We start from the raw sequence: 18541 nt of genomic DNA, 5'->3' as shown, positions 1-18541 counted from the left end.
CGCCCCCGTTGGAGAACGTGCCGCGGCCGAGCACTGGATCCCGGCTTGTGCCGGGACGAGCAAAGGCGGCGCGGTGCTTCTCCGAGTTCCGCAAGGCCTAGGCGGCCACCCGCCGCGCGGCATCGGCCTCGGGCGGCGCGTTGCGCAGCGCCGCGATGCGCTCGTCCAGCGGCGGGTGGCTCATCAACAGGCGCTTGAGGCCGGCGCCGACGCCGCCGCTGATGCCGAAGGCCGCGACCTGCTTGGGCAGGGTGCTGTGGCCGTAGGTCTGCGCCAGGCGCTCCAGCGCCGCGACCATCTTTGCGCGGCCGGCCAGCCGCGCGCCGCCGGCGTCGGCGCGGAACTCGCGGTAGCGCGAGAACCACATCGCGATCATGCTGGCGAACAGGCCGAAGATCATGTCGAGCACGAACACCACGGCGTAGTAGCCGATCCCGGTGGAGCCGCGGCCGCCGCTGAGATAGTTGTCGATCACCCGCCCGACGATCCGCGCCAGGAAGATCACGAAGGTGTTCAGCACCCCCTGCAGCAGCGCCATGGTCACCATGTCGCCGTTGGCCACGTGCGAGACCTCGTGCGCGAGCACGGCCTCGGCCTCGTCGCGGCTCATCGCCCGCAGCAGGCCGGTGGACACCGCCACCAGGGCGCTGTTGCGCCTGGCACCGGTGGCGAAGGCGTTGATCTCGGGCGCGTCGTAGACCGCGACTTCCGGCATGCCGATGCCGGCATCCCGCGCCTGCCGCTGCACCGTGGCGAGCAGCCAGCGCTCGGTCTCGTCACGCGGCTGATCGATCACGCGGGCGCCGGTGAAGCGTTTGGCGGTCCACTTGGACAGCGCCAGCGAGACGAAGGCGCCGCCGAAGCCGAAGACGGCGGCGAACAGCAGCAGCCCGGCGTTCGTCGCCGGGTCGATCCCGAAGATCGCCATGACGATGCTGACCAGCGCCAGCACCGCAAGATTGGTGGCAAGGAACAGAGCGACGCGCTTGAACATGACAGAATTCCTTCCGGGCACGGGGGCGCCCTACCCGCCGTCCAGTGTGGTTGGCGGCGATGAAATTCAAGTGACTCGCGTCCGCCAGCGCTTCCGGACCCTGTGGGAGCGACGGAAGTCGCGACTGGTGCCGTCGGCCGGCGCCGCTGCAGCACAGGCCATCGCCTGAAGGACGTCGCGACTTCCGTCGCTCCCACAATGCCTTCAAGTTCTCCGGGGACTCGCGCCGCGAGAGTGTCGGGTAACCTTCGCAGTCGCGATGCCTTCCGCCCCCGCCACGCCCGCCGCCCCTCCCTACCGCGGCCGCTTCGCGCCCTCGCCGACCGGCCCGCTTCATTTCGGCTCGTTGCTGACGGCGCTGGGCAGCTGGCTGCTGGCACGCCGTGCCGGCGGCGAATGGCGGGTGCGGATCGAGGACCTGGACCCGCCGCGCGAGGTCGCCGGTGCCGCCCAGGCGCAGCTGCGCAGCCTGCACGCGTTCGGCCTGGCGCCGGACGGCGAGGTGCTGCGCCAGAGCGCGCGCGGCAGCGTCTATCGCGCGGCGCTCGATCGCCTGCTGGCCGCCGGGGATGCCTTCATCTGCCACTGCAGCCGCAGCGGCCTGTCCGCCGGCCGCGGCGTGCACCATGCCTGCCTGCCCGGTGCGCTGCGCACCGATCCCTCGGTCCGGATGCGGGTGCCGGCCGGTACCCGGATCGTCTTCGACGACCTGCTGCAGGGCCGGGTCGCACAGGACCTGCACGCCGAGGTCGGCGATTTCGTGCTGCGCCGCGCCGACGGCTGCTGGGCCTACCAGCTGGCCGTGGTGGTCGACGATGCCGCCCAGGGCATCACCGACGTGGTCCGTGGCGCCGACCTGCTCGATTCGACCCCGCGGCAGATCTTCCTGCAGCACGGGCTCGGGCTGCCCACGCCGCGCTACGCGCACCTGCCACTGGCGCTCGACGCCGACGGACGCAAGCTGTCCAAGTCGCTGGCGGCCGTGCCGGTGGACGACGACGACCCGCTGCCGGCATTGCGCGCGGCATGGCGTGCGCTGGGGCAGGCGCCGTCCGCGGTCGCCGCCGCGGGCACGCCGGCGCGGCTGCTGGCCGCGGCCCTGCGCACCTTCGACCCGGCCGCGATTCCCCACAGGCACGAACTGTCGCTCGCCGCATCGCACAACACCGATGGCACCGCCGCCCCATAGAATGCGGTCCCTGGTCCTTGGGACCCGACCTGCGCATTCGCATCACATTCCGGGAGGCATGGCATGACCACACGCGTGGCACTGGTCACCGGTGGAACCGGCGGCATCGGCACCGCGATCTGCAAGCGGCTGTCCGACGCCGGCCACAAGGTGGCGACCAACTACCGCAGCGCCGACAAGGCCGCGGCCTGGCAGGCGCAGATGAAGGAAGGCGGCTACGAGATCGCCCTGGCCAAGGGCGACGTGTCGTCGCCGGAGGAAGCCGAGGCGATGGTGCGCGAAGTCGAGCGCCAGCTCGGACCGGTCGACATCCTGGTCAATAACGCCGGCATCACCCGCGACGGAACCTTCCACAAGATGACCGCGCAGCAGTGGCAGGAGGTCATCAACACCAACCTCAACTCGGTGTTCAACGTGACCCGCCCGGTCATCGAGGGCATGCGCGCGCGCAAGTGGGGCCGGATCGTCCAGATCAGTTCGATCAACGGCCAGAAGGGCCAGTACGGCCAGGCCAACTACGCCGCGGCCAAGGCCGGCATGCACGGCTTCACCATCTCGCTGGCGCAGGAGAACGCGCGCTTCGGGGTCACCGTCAACACCGTCTCGCCCGGCTACATCGGCACCGAGATGGTGATGGCGGTGCCGGAGCCGGTGCGCGAGAAGATCGTCGCGCAGATCCCTACCGGCCGCCTCGGCACCCCCGAGGAAATCGCCTACGCGGTGTCGTTCTTCCTGCCGGACGAGGCCGGCTGGATCACCGGCGCCAACCTGTCGGCCAACGGCGGGCAGTACATGGGGTGGTAGCGGGGCCTGGCCCGGAGAAGCTCCAATGGCAGCGGCTCGTCATCCCAGCGCAGGCCGGACCCTTTGCGGCGCTCCGGTCACTCGACGTAGCGACAAGAATCAAAATGGGTTCCAGCTTGCGCTGGGACGACGCGGTGAAACATGGGCTCTTCCTAGTCCCGAGCAGGTTCGCGCCCCTACAGGCAGGTGAATGCGGCGATGTTGCAAGCCTTGCCGTGCTGCGCCATGCTGCGCGGCAACACGGCTAGAGCCTTTGCTCCATGAGCGCAATCCGCGTCATCAAGAAATACCCCAACCGCCGTCTCTACGACACCGAGATTTCCAGTTACATCACCATCGAGGACGTGCGCCAGCTGATCGTCGACGGCGAGTCCTTCGAGGTTCGCGACGCCAAGACCGGCGACGACCTGACCCGCCAGGTCCTGCTGCAGATCATCGCCGAGCACGAGCAGGACGGGCAGCCGATGCTGTCGACCCAGCTGCTGAGCCAGATCATCCGCTTCTACGGCGATTCGCTGCAGGGCTTCATGGGCACCTATCTCGAGCGTTCGATGCAGACCTTCCTCGAGCAGCAGCAGCAGTTCCGGCAGCAGATGGGCGGCCTGCTCGACCAGACCCCCTGGTCGATGATGAACAAGCTGACCGAGCGCAACCTGGAACTGTGGCAGGAGTTCCAGCGCAACCTGACCGGCAGCGTCGGCCAGAAGCCTTCGGAGCGCCCGCCCGCCGGCGACAAGCGCGGTCGCTGAACCGCCGGTGTCGATGGACAGGCGGACCGCCGTCGTCACCGGCGGCATCGGCGGGCTCGGCACCGCGATCTGCGCCGCCCTCGCCCGCGCCGGCCGGCGCGTGATCGCCGCCGATCTCGGCGGCGATGCCGAGCGCGTGGCGCGCTTCGAACGCGAGGTCGCCGGGCTGGACGTGCGCTTCGCCGCGCTCGACGTCGCCGATTTCGAGGCCTGCGCCGCCCTGGTGCGGGAGGTCGAGACGCGGCATGGCGCGCTCGACATCCTGGTCAATGCCGCCGGCATCACCCGCGACGTCACCCTGCGCAAGATGGAAACGGTGCAGTGGGAGGCGGTGATGAACGTCAACCTCGACGGCGTGTTCCACATGTGCCGGCACGCGGTCGAAGGCATGGCGGCGCGCGGCTTCGGCCGCATCGTCAACATCAGCTCGGTCAACGGCCAGACCGGCCAGTTCGGGCAGACCAACTACTCCGCCGCCAAGGCCGGCATGCACGGCTTCACGATGGCGCTGGCGCGCGAGGTGGCGCGCAAGGGCGTCACCGTCAATTCGGTGTCGCCCGGCTACTGCGAGACCGCGCTGGTGGCGGCGATGCCGCAGGCGATCCGCGACGGCATCGTCGCCCAGGTGCCGGTCGGCCGGCTCGGGCGCCCGGAGGAGATCGCGCGCGCGGTCGAGTTCCTGGCCGCCGACGATGCCGGCTTCGTCACCGGCGCCAACCTGCCGGTGAACGGCGGCCTGTTCATGAGCTTCTAGCCCGGGCGTGGCGCGGGCTCGAAGGTCTCGCGGAACGACGTATCACGCGCCTGCCGGGTGCCTTGGACACCAAGCGAGTATCGGGGAGCGACTGGCCAAGGCACCCGGCAGGCGCGCCCGCGGCTTTCCTCGTTTTTCCCGCAGGATGGCTACAGGAGATCGCCCGAACGGTGCGCTCGCCGCGAGATTACAGGCCGCCCTGCCCGCAGAAGCGCTGGCGGTACTCCATCGCCTTCGGCATCAGCGCCTGCAGGTTGCGGATCCGGGTGCCCGGGTTGGGGTGCGTGGACGAGAACTCCGGCGGCGCCTGGCCACCGGCGGCCGCGCCCATGCGCTCCCACAGCGGCACCGCCTGCCGCGGATCGAAGCAGGCCGCCGCCGCCAGCATCAGCCCGACCTCGTCGGCCTCGGTCTCGTGCTTGCGCGCGTACGGCAGCAGGTAGCCGTAGCCCATCGCCGCCATCACCATCTGCTGCTGCTGCGGATCCATGCCGCTCAGCGCGCCCGCCATCTGCCCCATCTGGCTCAGCTTCTGCTGCGCCATGCGCTGGGCGCCGTGGCGCAGCAGCGCGTGGGCGATCTCGTGCCCCATCACCACGGCCATGGCGTCGGCGTTCTGCGCCACCGGCACCAGCCCGGTGTACACCGCCATCTTGCCCCCGGGCAGGCAGAAGGCATTGGCCTGCTCGGAATCGATGACGTTGACCTCCCACTCGAATCCCTGCGAGAACCGGCTCGGCTCGAGCCCGTGCTCGGCGGCCATCGCCGCCTCGACCTCGTCGACCTTGTCCACCAGGCGCCCGGCGATCCCGCGGATCTGGCGCGAAACCTCCGCGTCCGCCGGCAGCGGCCGCTCCTGCGAGAGGATCTCGCGGTAGGCCTGAAGGCCGAGCGCCTTCTCGTCCTCGGCCGACAGGCTGCGGTCGATCAGCACGCTCTCGCCGGTCACCGGGTCGACGCTCTGGTTGGAGAACCAGTAGTACGCGCCGTAGCCGGCGAACAGCAGCAGCACCCACAGCCGCATGCCACCGCCGCGGCGCCGTCCGGCTGCTGCCTGGCGCCGACCAAAAGGATCCTGTCGCATGCTCGCTCCCGCCCATCCGCCATCCGGTCTGCGCCGAAGATACTACGGCGCCCCGCCGTCGGTTGTAGCGGCGGCCTCGACCGAAGCGTGAAAGCGTTCGTGGCAAGTCGCCCTTGCTGCTGTCGCGGCCGGGGCCGCTCCGGCAGGAGGAGCCGGGACGGTGGACGGCGAGCCGCTACAGCTCGCGCATCACCCGGAAACCGATGCGGGCATTGGTGGTGTCGCGCGCCGCCGGCGCGCGCCAGGCCGAGCGGGTCTGCTCCGGCGCGCTGGCCCAGGAACCACCGCGGATCACGTGCGTCCGGCAACCGGGATTGACCCAGGGCGCCGCATCGCGTGGCGCGCGGCGGTAGCTGGCATGCCAGCAGTCGGCGACCCACTCGCTGATGTTGCCCGCCAGGTCGTGCAGGCCCCAGCGGTTGGGCATGAAGCTGCCGACGGCGGCCGGCCCCCAGTGGCCATCGCCGTAGTTCTCGAAGGCGTTGCTCCAGCTGCGCCCGCCGGGCGAGCGGTCCAGCGCGCCGGTGAAATTGCCGGCGGATTCCGGCGGCGCGCCCTCTCCCCAGGGAAACCGGCCCTCGCTGCCGGCGCGCAACGCGTACTCGAACTCGGCCTCGCTCGGCAGGCGGTAGCGCTTGCCGCTCTCCTCCGCCAGCCACTCGGCGTAAGCCTCGGCATCCTGGGCGCTGACGTGCAGCACCGGCATCTCGTCGGCGGCGGTCGCTCCCAGGTAGTCCGAACGCCAGTCGACGCCGCTGCGGCGCACGAAGTTTCCGCTGCGCTCGTCGTAGACCATCGAGAAGCCGCGCCTCACCGCGCGGGTCCGGTAGCCGGTCGCATTGACGAAGCGACGGAACTCGCCGACGGTCACCTCGTGCACCGACAGCGCGAAGCCGCGATCGAAGCGGATGTTGCGCTGCGGCCGCTCGCTGTCGCCGGCGCCGTCCTCGCCCTCGGGCGCGCCCATGGTGAACGCCCCGTGCGGCACCACCACCATGCGCGGTCCGCGCGCGCCGCTCTGCAACGCGTCGGTGAACTCCTGCCCGGGCCGGAACAAGCCGTAGTGCACCGCCAGGCTGATGCGCTCGCGCAGATCGGCCGCGGCGGGATCCCCGGGTTCGGCGATCAGCAACAGTTCGGCGAGGATCGCGCGCGCCTTGGCGATGCCGTCGAATTCGCGCAGGGCGGCGATCCCCCGGTCGCGCAGGCGCGCGATGCGGACCGTGCGCAGGCGCTCGATGCGCGCGCGCGCATCCGGCACGGTGGCGCTCTCGGGGCGGATCACGGCGGCATGGTCGAGCCACTGGCCAGCGGTGTCGAAGTCGCCGCGCTCGGCCGCATCCTCCGCGCGCCGGATCAGCCCGCTTTCCACCGCGGCCAGATTCTGCAATGCACGCGGCTGCCCCGGCTGCAGTTCCAGCGCCTCACGCAGCTTGGCGAGGGCGCCGCCGCCGGATTCGCCGTAGCGGCCCTCCGCGAGCTCGGCCTCGGCCTCGCGATTCAGCTCCCACAAGCGATCGGCCCGGTCCACCCGCTGCAGGTAGGCCTGTACCGGCTCCTCGTCCGGCCAGACCGTGCGCGCCACCGCGGCCACGCGGCGCGCCTCGCGCAAGGCCACGAAATCGTCACCGCTGTCGGCCAACGCCTGCTCGCCCTCGTCGAGCAGGCGTTGCCGCGCACGCTGCAGCCCCTGCGCGGCGGCCTTGTCGTCCGGATCCTGTTCGAGCAGCGCCAGGTACAGCGGGATCGCGGCCTCGGCGTCCTCGTACAGACGCCCTTCCTCGAGCGCGGAGCCGGCCTGTTCGCGGGTCTCGTCCAGCGCCTCCGGGTCGAGCTCCACCTGCGGTCGCCGCCAGGTCAGGCTGTCGGCGATGCGGTCGTCGCCGCTGACCGTGACGCTGCCGCTGCGCTCGCGTTCGGCCGCCTGCTCGACCGCCTGCGCATCCGCATCCCCGGCGTCGCCGCCATCGCGCGAACAACCGGAGCTCAGCGTCAGCAACAGGACGACGGCAGGTACGAGCGCGCGCAACCGATTCTTCTTCATCTAGGGACGGGATGTCCATGTTACGCGACGGTAGGCCGGGGACCGACGGCACGTCAATCGCATCGGCCGCCGCGAATGCCCGGCCACGACCTGCTAGGCTCCTGCGCCATGCCCATCGACGCACCGCAGTGGATCGCCGATCCCGCCGCCCTGAACGCCCGCCTGTCCACGCATCCCGCGCGTGTCGGCCTGGATACCGAGTTCATCCGTGAACGCACCTACTGGCCGCGGCTGGCGCTGGTGCAGGTGGCGATCGACGACGACATCCTGCTGATCGATCCGCTCGCGCCGGGGATCGCCGAGGCCCTGCGGCCGCTGCTCACCGACCCGTCGGTGCTCAAGGTCATGCACAGCGCCGGCGAGGACCTGATCGCGTTCGGGCACGCCTGCGGCGCGGTACCGGCGCCGCTGTTCGATACCCAGATCGCCGCAGCACTGGGCGGCATCGCCGCCGGCGTCGGCTACCAGCGGCTGGTGCAGGAGCTGACGGGCGTCGCGCTGGCCAAGGGCGAGACCCGTTCGGACTGGCTGCAGCGCCCGCTGTCGCCCGCGCAACTGGAGTACGCGGCCGACGACGTGCGCCACCTGTTCGTACTGCACGACGCGCTGGCGGAGCGGCTGGATACGCTCGGCCGCCGCGCATGGTTCGACGAGGATTGCGATCGCCTGCTGGCGACCGCCGCGGACGAACCCGAGCGCTGGCCGCACCTCGCGCTGCGCACCGCACAGTTCCTCGACGAGGCGGCCCGGCATCGCCTGCTGCGCCTGCTGCGCTGGCGCGACCGCTGGGCGCGCGAGCGCGACCGCCCGCGCAGCTGGGTGCTGGACAACGAGCTGGCGGTGCTCCTGGCGCGCGATCCGCCGCGCGACCAGGCCGGCGTGCAACGCGTGCTCGACGGCCACCCCAAGGCCTCGCGCAAGCTGGCCGAGCCGATGTGGCAGGCGTTGCAGACGCCATTGCAGGACGAACACGAGGCGCCGCCCCCGAGCGAGGACGTCGACCGCAAGGCCCTGCGCGGCCTGCAGGATGCAGTGGCCGCACGCAGCGCCGAACTCGGCCTGCCGGACGGCGTGCTCGCCTCGCGGCGCCGGCTGGAACGGCTGCTGCAGCACGGCGACTGGCCGCCGGCCCTGTCCGGCTGGCGGCGCCGGGAACTCGAACCGGCATTGCTGCCGCTGCTTGCGGCCGCCACGGACGTCCGGGCCGCCGGCGACGCCGCCTGAGCCCGGCGGGACCGGCGAAGCGACGGCCGGTCCGCATGAGGCTTCGCGCCGGCCGTCACCCTCTGGCGGTGCCGCGGCCGCGTCCGTATAATCCGCAGCCTCGTGGGGCGGTAGCTCAGCTGGGAGAGCGTCGCGTTCGCAATGCGAAGGTCGGGAGTTCGATCCTCCTCCGCTCCACCAATACTTCAAAGCCGGCGGGCCTCCCGTCGGCTTTTTTGTTGTCGAAGCGCCCGTGGCCCGCGGGCGTCTGCGCCTTCTGCAAAGAACGGCCATTGCCGCCATCGGCCAGAAGCGGACTGACGGCTCACGTCGATGCGCTGCATCGCGCTGACCAGGTATTGACAGATTGTCGATAGTGTGACAACCCGCCACAAACTCCAGATTTTCTTGGTGCAACCTTCCTGCACGCTTGCTCGCGCGCGAGACGCGCCATGAACACTTGGCGACGATGCCTCCCGGCGTTTCATGCAGATCGATTCGATACAAAGGACGTCGAAACGTCCATGAGTTCAAACATGCAACTGCCCTGTTTGCCCGCTCTGCCGCTCGCGCTTTTATCGAGCTGGGTGAATAGTCGGACACTCCGCCATTCTTCAGGCAAAGGGGCCGCCTGATCGATCTTCGTATTTTGGTGCCCCGCAATGGAGCTCGCCATGATCAAGAAGATACTGTTCTCAACGTTACTGCCAAGCTGCGTATTCCTCACCACGCTTCTATTTCCAGCCGCCTCGGCAAAGGCACAGACCTTGCCCGTGAAGGCGACGTGCGTGGGCCCGCTGACATTACAGTTCAGCCCAGGACTCGGCTTGCTTCCAAGGCCCACGCATTTGACCGGCTCAGGCATGGTCACCTGCGTCTTCACTGACGATCTTTCGACCCATACGGCTTTGGTGGAGGACCTCGACGGGTTCGGCAACTTGTCCTGCCTGATCAATACCGACACACCTGGCAGTTTCCGGCTCGACTGGGATGACACGACCTCGAGCGTAGTCAACTGGACTTTCCTCAAGCTCGGAGAACTCGGCCTTCCCGCAGTGCCGCGGGTATTCGTATTGCAGGGTGAAATAGTCAGCGGAAAATTCGAGGGAAGCGATGTCGTGCTGAGCTATAACGACATCCCCAACCTGGCCTATCTGAAGTGCTTGTCTGGCAATTTGGACAAGATCCAAGGCATTCCAACTGGAACGATCACCCAGCCGTTGCCATCGGAATGACGTTTGTCTTTGCGCCGAGGCATGCCCCGTCAGGCCATGCAACGCGAGACGAAGATCGTCTCACCTGAACGCTGCACATGCACTGGAACCCAAGATAGCCCTGTCAAAGCATCCTGCTTTGGCAGGGCTGGCCCGAAATGACAAATGCTGGGGAAGCATGTGTCCTACGCCTGGGGGGAGTAGGCGCCGAGCACCGCCATACTAGGCGGGCATCGCCATGCGGAACATCGAAAAATCTCGAAAAGCATCCTACCGCTCAGTACCCAGTCGCGGATCGGCCGCCCCCCGTCTCCAGCGCTTCGCGCACCATGCGCATGGTCAGCACCTGCGGCAGCAAAACGGTGGCTTGATCGTCCAGACCCCGATACAGCACATACAGCGGAACGCCCGGGGCCTGGTGCCGCTCCAGGAATTCGCCTACCACGGGATCGCTGTTGGTCCAGTCGCCCTTCATGTACAGCATCTCGGTGCGGCGCAGCAGTTCCCGGAATTCCGCCGTACCCAACACCGTTTGTTCGTTCGCGATGCAGGTGATGCACCAGTCGGCGGTGATGGACACCAGCACCGTGCGCCCTTCCTTGCGCGCCTGCGCCAAGTCGCGGGGGTGATAGGCCGTGGCGCCTTGCATTTGCGAGGGCCTGGTCGCCGGATCGCTTTCTGGCGACATGCGATGAACCGCTATCGCCGAGCCCAGGCTGGCCGCGATGGCCAGCACACCCAGCCACTTGCGCCAGGCGGGGCCGCGCCAGCGGGCCTGCTCGTAATGCCACAGTCCGAAGGCCAGGACAACGGCGCCGGCCAGCACCACCGCAACGCCATCCACGCCGCGCTGCCTGCCCAGCAGCCACACCAGCCACACCGCTGTCAGGAACATCGGATACGCCAGCACCGTCTTGAGCGTGTCCATCCAGGCACCGGGCCGCGGCAGCAGCCGGGCCGCACCGGGCACGAAGCCGATCAGCAGGAACGGCAGCGCCAGGCCCAGCCCCAGCGTCAGGAACACCAGCAGCGCGGCAAGCCAGGAAGCGGTAAACGCGTAAGCCAGCGCCGGGCCCATGAACGGCGCCACGCAAGGGCTCGCCACCAGGCAGGCCAGCGCGCCCGTCCAGAAGTCGCCGGCGCGGCCGGACTTGCTCAACAACTTCTGACCCGCGCCACCTATCCCGCCTCCCAGCGTAAACAGGCCGCTCAGGCTCAGGCTTACCGCCACCATCACCAATACCAGCAGTGCCACGAAGAGTGGCTGCTGCAACTGGAAACCCCAGCCCAGGGCCTTGCCGGCCGAACGCAGGGCGATGACGCCCAACCCGATCGCCGCAAACGAACTGACCACGCCGGCCGTGTACCACAGCGCATGCCGGCGCGCATGCGCGGGATGGCCGCCGCTATCGGCCAGCGACAGGACCTTCAGGGACAATACCGGCAGCACGCAGGGCATCAGGTTCAGCACCATGCCGCCCAGCAGCGCGAGCCCGAGAATCGTGGCCAATCCACCCGCACCGGTCGCCGCCTCCGCAGCCGCCGTGGCCACCGGAGGAGCAGCTTGCGCGGTGCCAAGCAATGCCAGCACCAGTACGGAGAATGCGGCGGGTATCACGCGATACATGAACGGTCTCATTGATGTTTAGCCATCCGGTTTCGGAGAAATGCAAATACGACGGGCCCGCCGGGAAGAAAGATGGCGCATGGCTTCCAGCCGCATCCAGCCCGCCTTGGTGATCCCTACGACCATGCCGCTGTACGGGACGCCTGTCTTGTCGCGCGCCGCAATGACCCGGACGAGCCCGGTCGCTTCCAGCACCTCCAGCCGCGCCAGGACGTCCCGCTTCCGGTAACCCTCCACGCGCAGCCGCTGCAGATCCACGCCGGGCGTGGTGAACTCGAACTTCGTCAGCAGGCGATAGGTGAGCGGATGGATCTGCATGGCGGCCCTTGGGGCGAGTTGTCGGAGCCACGATAGGCAGCCAACTTTCCGCAGGCCATGCAATTAGTACGAAAGCGAAGCCTCGTGTCGCGTTCGCAATGCGAAGGCCGGGAGTTCGATCCTCCTCCGCTCCACCAACACTCCAAAGCCGACGGGTCTCCCGTCGGCTTTTTTGTTGCCGGAGCACTCTTGGTTCGCAGGCGCTTGCGCCTTCTGCGAAGGACGACCGTTTTCCGCCAACGGCGAGCACGGTGCCTGCAATTGCGCTGTCGAGCGCCGGAGACTGCCTGAAAGGCAACCCGCCCCGCGTTTTCGTAGTTGTTGTATTCCGGGCACCCAGGCCGACCCCTATCTTGGCCGCCGGATCGGAGGGCACGGCCGGGCTTGGCCTGGTGTCGTGCTTTTTCGATCCCCAAGCGGTGACCTGCCTGTCGGGCGGTTACCGCCACCCGATGGGGCTGTCGGCCTTTCCGGCGCGTGATCCCGGCATCGACGATGTACGGCACGACGTTCGCTGACGTTCCCAGTGTCTCTATTTAATCCTTGAGGAAATCCCTATGAAGAAGAACCTGTTTGCCCTGGCGGCCCTCGGCGTGGCGCTGATTCCCGCCCTCGCCAGCGCGGAAACCGCAGAACTGCGCGTGATCGGCACCATCGTCCCGGGCGCTTGCGCACCGGTGTTCACCGGCGGCGGCACCGTCGACCACGGCACCATCTTCGCCAGCACCCTGAATGCCGATGCGCAGACGCGGCTTCCGGAGCAGACCATCGGCCTGACCGTAACCTGTGAAGCTCCCACGCAGATGGCCATCACCCTGACGGACGAGCGTGCCGCCTCCGTGGTGCCCGGCCTGACCACAACGATTGCGGGATTGAACGATAATTTCCACTATGGCCTGGGCGCTTCCGCCGGCGGCAATATTGGTATTTATGCCCTGGCGCTTAGCGGTGAAACTGGTGACGGCGGGGCCGCGCGACGGATTGTCAGCACCGACAACGGGGCCACCTGGGCAGCATTTGGTGGTGCGCTGGCTCCCTTTGCCACCACTGGACGGATGGTTTCGTTTGCCGCCGCAGGCGGCACGGTTCCGGTCGCTTTCACCACGGTGACCGGCAACATCCGCGTTGCGACGACCATCGATGCGGCCGAGAACCTGGACCTGACCAACGACGTTCCGCTGGACGGCCTGGCCACGCTGGAAGTGACCTACCTGTAATACGCAGTAACGCTTTGCTCGCCTGAGCAGGACGCAGGAAGGCTGGCGAGCCGCCGCCGTTGACGGCAGCGGCTCGCCGTTCTCTCCGGCCAAGCGTTTTCGTAGTTGTTGTATTCCGAACCCCCAGGCTGACGCCTATCTTGGCCGCCGGATCTGTGCGTACGGCCGGGCTTGGCCTGGTGTCGTGCATTTTCGATCCCCAAGCGGTGGCCTGCCTGTCGCGCGGTGCCACTACCCGATGGGGCTGTCGGCCTTTCCCGGCGCGTGATCCAGGCATCGACGATGTGCGGCACGACGTTCGCTGACGTTCCCAGTGTCTCTATTTAATCCTTGAGGAAAATCCCTATGAAGAAGAACCTGTTTGCCCTGGCGGCCCTCGGCGTGGCGCTGATCCCCGCCCTCGCCAGCGCAGAAACCGCAGAACTGCGCGTGATCGGCACCATCGTCCCGGGCGCCTGCGCACCGGTGTTCACCGGCGGCGGCACCGTGGATCACGGCACCATCTTTGCCGGCACCCTGAATACCGATGCGCAGACGACGCTGCCGGACAAAACCGTTGGCTTGACCATTACGTGTGAAGCGCCCACCCGCATGGCGATCACGATGACGGACGAGCGTGCCGCTTCAGTGGTACCGGGCCTAACAACAATTTCTGGCTACTCCGACGAGTGGCACTATGGCCTCGGCACCTCGGCTGGCAGCAACATCGGTGTCTACGCTTTGCAGCTGAGCGGCGAAACCGGAGACGGCGGAGCTGCGCGGCGGGTTCGTAGCATCGATGGCGGGGCTACCTGGGTGGTGTTCGGCGGAGCAATGGTGCCTGATGGCAGGATGATTTCTTTTGCTGCCCCCACTGGTACGACGGATCCGGTTGCTTTCACGACGGTCACCGGCAACATCCGCGTTGTGACGACCATCGACAAGGCCGAGAATCTGGATCTGACCAACGACGTCCCGCTGGACGGCCTGGCCACGCTGGAAGTGACCTACCTGTAATACGCAGTAACGCTTTGCTCGCCTGAGTAGGGCATTGAAAGACCAACAAGGCGCCGTTCACTCGTTGACGGCGCCTTGTTTCTATGTGCGGCAACCAGGGCGAGTGCGGCCAGCTCGCCCAGACCGCGCACTGCAGCGCGTCAGGGATTGGATGAAGCGCAAAGCGCGGAAAGCCATTTCGGATCTATTGCATTCCGAGCGCTGAAGCTGCGCCTTATCTTGTACCCCAGAACACGGGACGCAGGAAATCGCGCCCAACGGAACCAACTGCCGCCGTGCCCGGTGGCCACTCATTCTTGCCTCGGGATGATCTCCGGTACGAGGCGACTCTGATTTTACGCGACACGCAGCCCTGTCGACGCGTGATCGTGCCGACCGACCCAACAGGTGAGAGACCATGAACATTCATTCCATAAAAGGCCTGGTGGCGATTGCGCTGGCTGGCTCCTTGTTCGCCGCATCGGCCCCCGCTCGGGCCGATGGCATGCTGCCCGAAACCTCCGTCGTCATCGTCAACGAGGCCGATGGCGAGGCGACGATCACCGTCAAGAACACCGACGACAAGCCGGCACTGCTCTACACCTCGCTGGAGAACATTCCGGAGGATGACGAGAACCTGCTGCTGGTCACCCCGCCGGTCGCGCGCGTCGAAGCGGGCGAACGGCAACTGGTGCGGTTTCTGCTGCAATCGGCCGCGCCGCTCGAGACGCAGCGCCTGAAGCGGGTGACCTTCGAAGGCATCCCGCCCAAGTCCAGCGACCCGGGCCTGCGCATCACCATGAACGTGCGCCAGAACCTGCCGGTCATCATCCACCCCAAGGGGCTGCCGGCCGAACGCGAGCCGTGGAAGCGGCTGACGTGGTCGCTGCGTGGCGATCGACTGGTGGTGAACAATCCCAGTGCCTACGTCGTGCGCCTGGCGCAGACGGTGCAGCTGCAGCCAAGCGGCACCACGGTCGACATCGGCAGGACCTATCTGCTGCCGGGCAAGGAATACGCGTTCGCGCTGCCGGCATCCGCGGACAGCGCCGCCCAGGTCCGGCTGTTTCCCGCGACGGTCTACGGCTATGCCGTGGACAGTTACGACGCGCCGCTGACGGCGCGCTGACCCCGTCACGCCTCTCGCCCGCATCTGCGGCGAGGGCCCTACTCGAGAGGAACCAGGCCGTGCGCCAGCGCGAACACGGGGGTCATGCCCTGCACAATCCGAATGGTGCCCGCCGGGTACGGACGACGTGCCGCCTGTCGCTGCTCGCCGCGGCGCTGCTCGTCCAGCTGGACGCCATGGCCGGCGACCCGGCACCGACGCCTGCTGTCGCGGAAGCGGCGGCGCCCGCCGATCCGCAGCCCGTGGCGTTCGATATCGAGATGCTGCAGAACCGCGGCGTCGATGCGAAGGTGGCGGAGTATTTTCGCGAAGCGCCGCGGTTCCACGCCGGCCGCCAGATCGTGACGCTGTTCGTCAATGGCGTCCGCAAGGGATCGGTCGAAGCGTTGTTCGACGCCGATGGCGATCTCTGCATCGATCGCGCCCTGCTGGACCAGGGCGGCCTGGTGGTTCCCGGTGAGCGCGCACGCATCGATCGCGCACAAGACGAAACGACGGCCGAGCCTTGCTACGATTATGTGCAGGCGTTCCCGCAGGCCTTGATTCGCTTGCACCCCAATCGCGATGAAGTCGAGCTGCTGGTGCCTGGAGACGCGTTGCGGACTCCCGGGCGCAACCTGTCCGGGTTCACCCGCGGCGGCGTCGCCGGCCTGTTCAACTACGATGTGCTGGCGATGAACAACCGGTTCGCCAGCGGCAGCAGCAGCACCTATCGCGCGATCAGCACCGAAGTCGGCTTCAATGCCGGCGACTGGATCTTCCGCAGCCGCCAGTCCTACACCGACCAGGACGGCAGGACGAATTTCGACCATCTGTACGCGTACGGCCAGAAGACCTTCGTGGAACATGCGTCGATTCTCCAGGCCGGCCAGCTGAACCTGAGCAATTCGATATTTCCCGGCGATGCCATCACCGGCGTGCAGATCGTTCCGGAGGCCGCGTTGCGGTCGGATGCGACCGGCGGCGCGGCGGTCGACGGCATCGCGCATTCGCCGGCACGCGTGGAGGTACGCCAGAACAACGCGCTGATCTACTCCACGGTGGTGCCGGCGGGGCCGTTCCGGCTCGAGAACCTGCCGCTGCTCAACGGCACGCTGGACCTGGAGGTCACCGTCGTCGAAGAGAGCGGCGAGCGCCGGCAGTTCACGGTGCCGGCGGCCAGCTTGCGCAACGGGGCATCGCGTACCGCGCCCGGCCATTCGTTTGCCGCGGGACGCCTGCGCCAGTTCGGCGAGCACGGCTGGGGCGGCGGCCGGGAGGAGCCGTGGCTGGTCACCACGACCGGGAGCTGGGATTTCGGCCACGACCTGCGGGCGACCGCCGGGCTGATGGCCGCGTCGACGTATCGCGGCGCCGGCATGGCCCTCGACTGGTGGTTCGCGCCGGGAACGAGCCTGGGCTACCGGCAGGTGGCGTCGCAGTCGCTCCGCGAAGGGATCTATGGCGCGCAGATGAGTCTCTCGGTCAGCAGCGCCATCACCCCATCGCTCTCGACCAGCCTGTCCAGCACCTGGCAGACCGAGGATTATCGCGACCTGATCGACACCACCTACGAGCTGTCCTCGGACTGGAGCCGTACCCGTTATCGCAGCCAGAACACCGCGTCGCTGGGGTGGACCAGCAAGCGACTGGGCGGTTTCCGAACGGCGTACTCCCGAACGACGCAGTTCGACGGCTCCGGCGGCCATCGGATCACCGGATCCTGGGGCAAGACCTTCGAACACGCGACCGTTTCGCTGAATGTCGAGCACAGCCTCGGCGATTCCACCCGGTACTCGCGCGACAACGGCGTCTACCTGTCGCTCAGTGTTCCATTGGATGGGCGCAGTTTCAGGACCTATGTCAACCATCATGACGACGGCACCCGTGTCGGCGCATCGATCAACGAACAGGTCAATGACTACGTCGGCTACCGCATCTCGGCCGAGCGCGACATGGAAGACAGGCAGACCGATCTCTCGGCGCGCCTGGACCTGCTGCCGCGCTATGCGCAGGTCGGCCTGGGCTATACCCGCAACGGTTCCGGCGGCACGGGCTACAACGGCACCCTGCGAGGCGGGGTTGCGGTACATCGCGACGGGGTGACGTTCTCGCCCTATCCCATCCAGGACACTTTCGGCATCGTATCGGTGGGCGATCTTTCCGGCATCAAGCTCTCCACGCCCTATGGGCCGGTCTGGACCGATATCTGGGGGCGGGCGATCGCGCCGCAGCTGCCGGCCTACGCCAACAGCCGGATCGAGGTGGCCACCAAGAGCCTGCCGCGCAACGTCGACATCAAGAACGGCTTTGCGGAGGTCGGCGCCGGACGCGGTTCGGTCAACCATGTGGATTTCGGCGTCGTCACCACGCGTCGGGTCCTGCTGAACGCCCGGATGCAGGATGGACGGGTGTTGCCGAAGGGCGCGTCGGTGGTCGACGTCGACGACCAGTTCGTCACGGCGGTCGTCGACGACGGCAAGATCTTCCTCGGCAACGGTGCGTTGGGCAAGGCCCTGCTGGTCAACCTGCCCGAGGACGGGCAATGCGAGCTGCAGTATGGACTTCCGGACAAGGCGGATACGCAGGCCTACTTCGAATCGGCGGATGCCGTGTGCCGCAGCCGCTGACGGGCGGCCCACCTACAGGATGACCGCAATGAACATGAAGAACGCTCACCATACTGCTGCCTCAACCGCTTCGATCGCCGCGGCCTGCCTGTTGGCGCTGGCCTGCGTGGCCGGACCGGCTGCCGCGTCCGACGGCGGGTGCCGGCTGCAGCTGAGCGACACCACGCTCGACTATGGCCGGATGGGCCGGTCCGAGTTGATCGACCGGACCGGGGCGTCCGGCGAAGCCGCGCTGGGAAATCGCACGCTGGTGCTCGGCGTCAGCTGCCGCGAGGCAAGCGCCATGCGCCTGGGTTTCCAGGGCGTGGCGGCAGACGAGAATGGGTTCAAGTTCGCCGACCATGGGCGCTTTACCTTGCGACTCAAGGACGCGCGGATCGATGGCCAGCCGGTGTTACTGAGATCGGATCCGGCCTTGCCGGCGTCGGCGTCGGTGCTGCTGCGCCCCGGGGACCAGGTGGAAAGCCTGGTCGCCGGGCATCCGGTCAAGGGGCGGCAGCTGTCGGTGCAGGTCGAGGTCGAAACCGAAGTTACCGTTGAGGCCACGCGTGTCCGGGAAGAGACCACTTGGCAAGGCTCAGGCAGTTTCGTGGTGCATGAGGATTGAGCAAGGCCGGTCTCGGTCTGCGAC

General features: G+C 67.8%; 17 protein-coding genes and 1 tRNA gene. 13 read left to right on the top strand and 5 right to left on the bottom strand.

Translation table 11 applies throughout. The annotated features are described in order from the left end of the window. Positions 1-97 precede the first annotated feature (97 nt). A complete protein-coding gene (htpX, locus tag U3649_RS11140; RefSeq protein ID WP_407351399.1) occupies positions 98-994 on the bottom strand; it encodes a protease HtpX in 897 nt (298 codons plus the stop codon). Between the two features lie 259 nt (positions 995-1253). Here htpX and gluQRS point away from each other — a divergent pair, with 259 nt between their 5' ends. The 4 genes from gluQRS (at position 1254) to phbB (U3649_RS11120) (ending at position 4490) form a co-directional block, all read left to right on the top strand. Further along, on the top strand, positions 1254-2183 hold the full coding sequence (gene gluQRS, locus U3649_RS11135; protein WP_407351398.1) for a tRNA glutamyl-Q(34) synthetase GluQRS: 930 nt from the start codon (positions 1254-1256) through the stop codon (positions 2181-2183). A 63-nt stretch (positions 2184-2246) separates the two neighbouring features. After that, complete coding sequence (gene phbB, locus U3649_RS11130) at positions 2247-2987, top strand: acetoacetyl-CoA reductase (RefSeq protein ID WP_407351397.1); 741 nt, start codon at positions 2247-2249, stop codon at positions 2985-2987. A 260-nt stretch (positions 2988-3247) separates the two neighbouring features. Further along, entirely contained in the window at positions 3248-3736 is a 489-nt protein-coding gene (gene phaR / locus U3649_RS11125) for a polyhydroxyalkanoate synthesis repressor PhaR (RefSeq protein ID WP_407351396.1), read from the top strand. A gap of 13 nt (positions 3737-3749) precedes the next feature. Continuing rightward, positions 3750-4490: an acetoacetyl-CoA reductase gene (phbB, locus tag U3649_RS11120; protein ID WP_407351395.1), complete on the top strand. Its 741-nt coding sequence runs from the start codon at positions 3750-3752 to the stop codon at positions 4488-4490. A 187-nt stretch (positions 4491-4677) separates the two neighbouring features. Here phbB (U3649_RS11120) and U3649_RS11115 read toward each other — a convergent pair whose 3' ends face one another. After that, positions 4678-5574, bottom strand: a complete 897-nt coding sequence (locus tag U3649_RS11115; protein WP_407351394.1) for a M48 family metallopeptidase — start codon at positions 5572-5574, stop codon at positions 4678-4680. 175 nt (positions 5575-5749) lie between these two features. Beyond that, a complete protein-coding gene (locus U3649_RS11110) occupies positions 5750-7618 on the bottom strand; it encodes an SUMF1/EgtB/PvdO family nonheme iron enzyme (protein WP_407351393.1) in 1869 nt (622 codons plus the stop codon). A 108-nt stretch (positions 7619-7726) separates the two neighbouring features. On the opposite strand from U3649_RS11110, the gene rnd reads away from it, so the two are divergent. From rnd to U3649_RS11095, 3 genes are all read left to right on the top strand, one after another. Beyond that, a complete protein-coding gene (gene rnd, locus U3649_RS11105) occupies positions 7727-8842 on the top strand; it encodes a ribonuclease D (RefSeq protein ID WP_407351392.1) in 1116 nt (371 codons plus the stop codon). A 104-nt stretch (positions 8843-8946) separates the two neighbouring features. Beyond that, a tRNA-Ala gene (locus U3649_RS11100) sits at positions 8947-9022 on the top strand. A 473-nt stretch (positions 9023-9495) separates the two neighbouring features. Next, positions 9496-10056, top strand: coding sequence for a hypothetical protein (locus tag U3649_RS11095; RefSeq protein ID WP_407351391.1), 561 nt, complete (start codon positions 9496-9498; stop codon positions 10054-10056). A 256-nt stretch (positions 10057-10312) separates the two neighbouring features. Here the strand turns inward: U3649_RS11095 and U3649_RS11090 are convergent, their stop codons facing one another. Beyond that, positions 10313-11662, bottom strand: coding sequence for a protein-disulfide reductase DsbD family protein (locus tag U3649_RS11090; protein ID WP_407351390.1), 1350 nt, complete (start codon positions 11660-11662; stop codon positions 10313-10315). An 18-nt stretch (positions 11663-11680) separates the two neighbouring features. Then, the gene (locus U3649_RS11085) at positions 11681-11980 is read right to left on the bottom strand and encodes a hypothetical protein (RefSeq protein ID WP_407351389.1); all 300 of its coding nucleotides are present in this window, start codon (positions 11978-11980) and stop codon (positions 11681-11683) included. Positions 11981-12333: 353 nt separating this feature from the next. Here U3649_RS11085 and U3649_RS11080 point away from each other — a divergent pair, with 353 nt between their 5' ends. The 6 genes from U3649_RS11080 (at position 12334) to U3649_RS11055 (ending at position 18517) form a co-directional block, all read left to right on the top strand. Beyond that, positions 12334-12498: a hypothetical protein gene (locus tag U3649_RS11080; RefSeq protein ID WP_407351388.1), complete on the top strand. Its 165-nt coding sequence runs from the start codon at positions 12334-12336 to the stop codon at positions 12496-12498. Between the two features lie 39 nt (positions 12499-12537). After that, positions 12538-13197, top strand: a complete 660-nt coding sequence (locus U3649_RS11075) for a DUF1120 domain-containing protein (protein WP_407351387.1) — start codon at positions 12538-12540, stop codon at positions 13195-13197. Positions 13198-13542: 345 nt separating this feature from the next. Continuing rightward, complete coding sequence (locus tag U3649_RS11070; protein ID WP_407351386.1) at positions 13543-14193, top strand: DUF1120 domain-containing protein; 651 nt, start codon at positions 13543-13545, stop codon at positions 14191-14193. A 397-nt stretch (positions 14194-14590) separates the two neighbouring features. Continuing rightward, positions 14591-15301, top strand: coding sequence for a fimbria/pilus chaperone family protein (locus tag U3649_RS11065; RefSeq protein ID WP_407351385.1), 711 nt, complete (start codon positions 14591-14593; stop codon positions 15299-15301). Positions 15302-15360: 59 nt separating this feature from the next. Continuing rightward, positions 15361-17910 (top strand): fimbria/pilus outer membrane usher protein, encoded by a 2550-nt coding sequence (locus U3649_RS11060; RefSeq protein WP_407351384.1) that lies wholly within the window; start codon positions 15361-15363, stop codon positions 17908-17910. A 28-nt stretch (positions 17911-17938) separates the two neighbouring features. Beyond that, positions 17939-18517: a hypothetical protein gene (locus tag U3649_RS11055; RefSeq protein ID WP_407351383.1), complete on the top strand. Its 579-nt coding sequence runs from the start codon at positions 17939-17941 to the stop codon at positions 18515-18517. The last annotated feature ends 24 nt before the right edge of the window (positions 18518-18541 follow it).

The sequence above is a fragment of the Luteimonas sp. R10 genome (assembly GCF_045689605.1).
Classification (GTDB): domain Bacteria; phylum Pseudomonadota; class Gammaproteobacteria; order Xanthomonadales; family Xanthomonadaceae; genus Luteimonas.
Note: the sequence above shows the minus strand (reverse complement) of the source record. Positions and strands in the feature narration are given on the sequence as shown.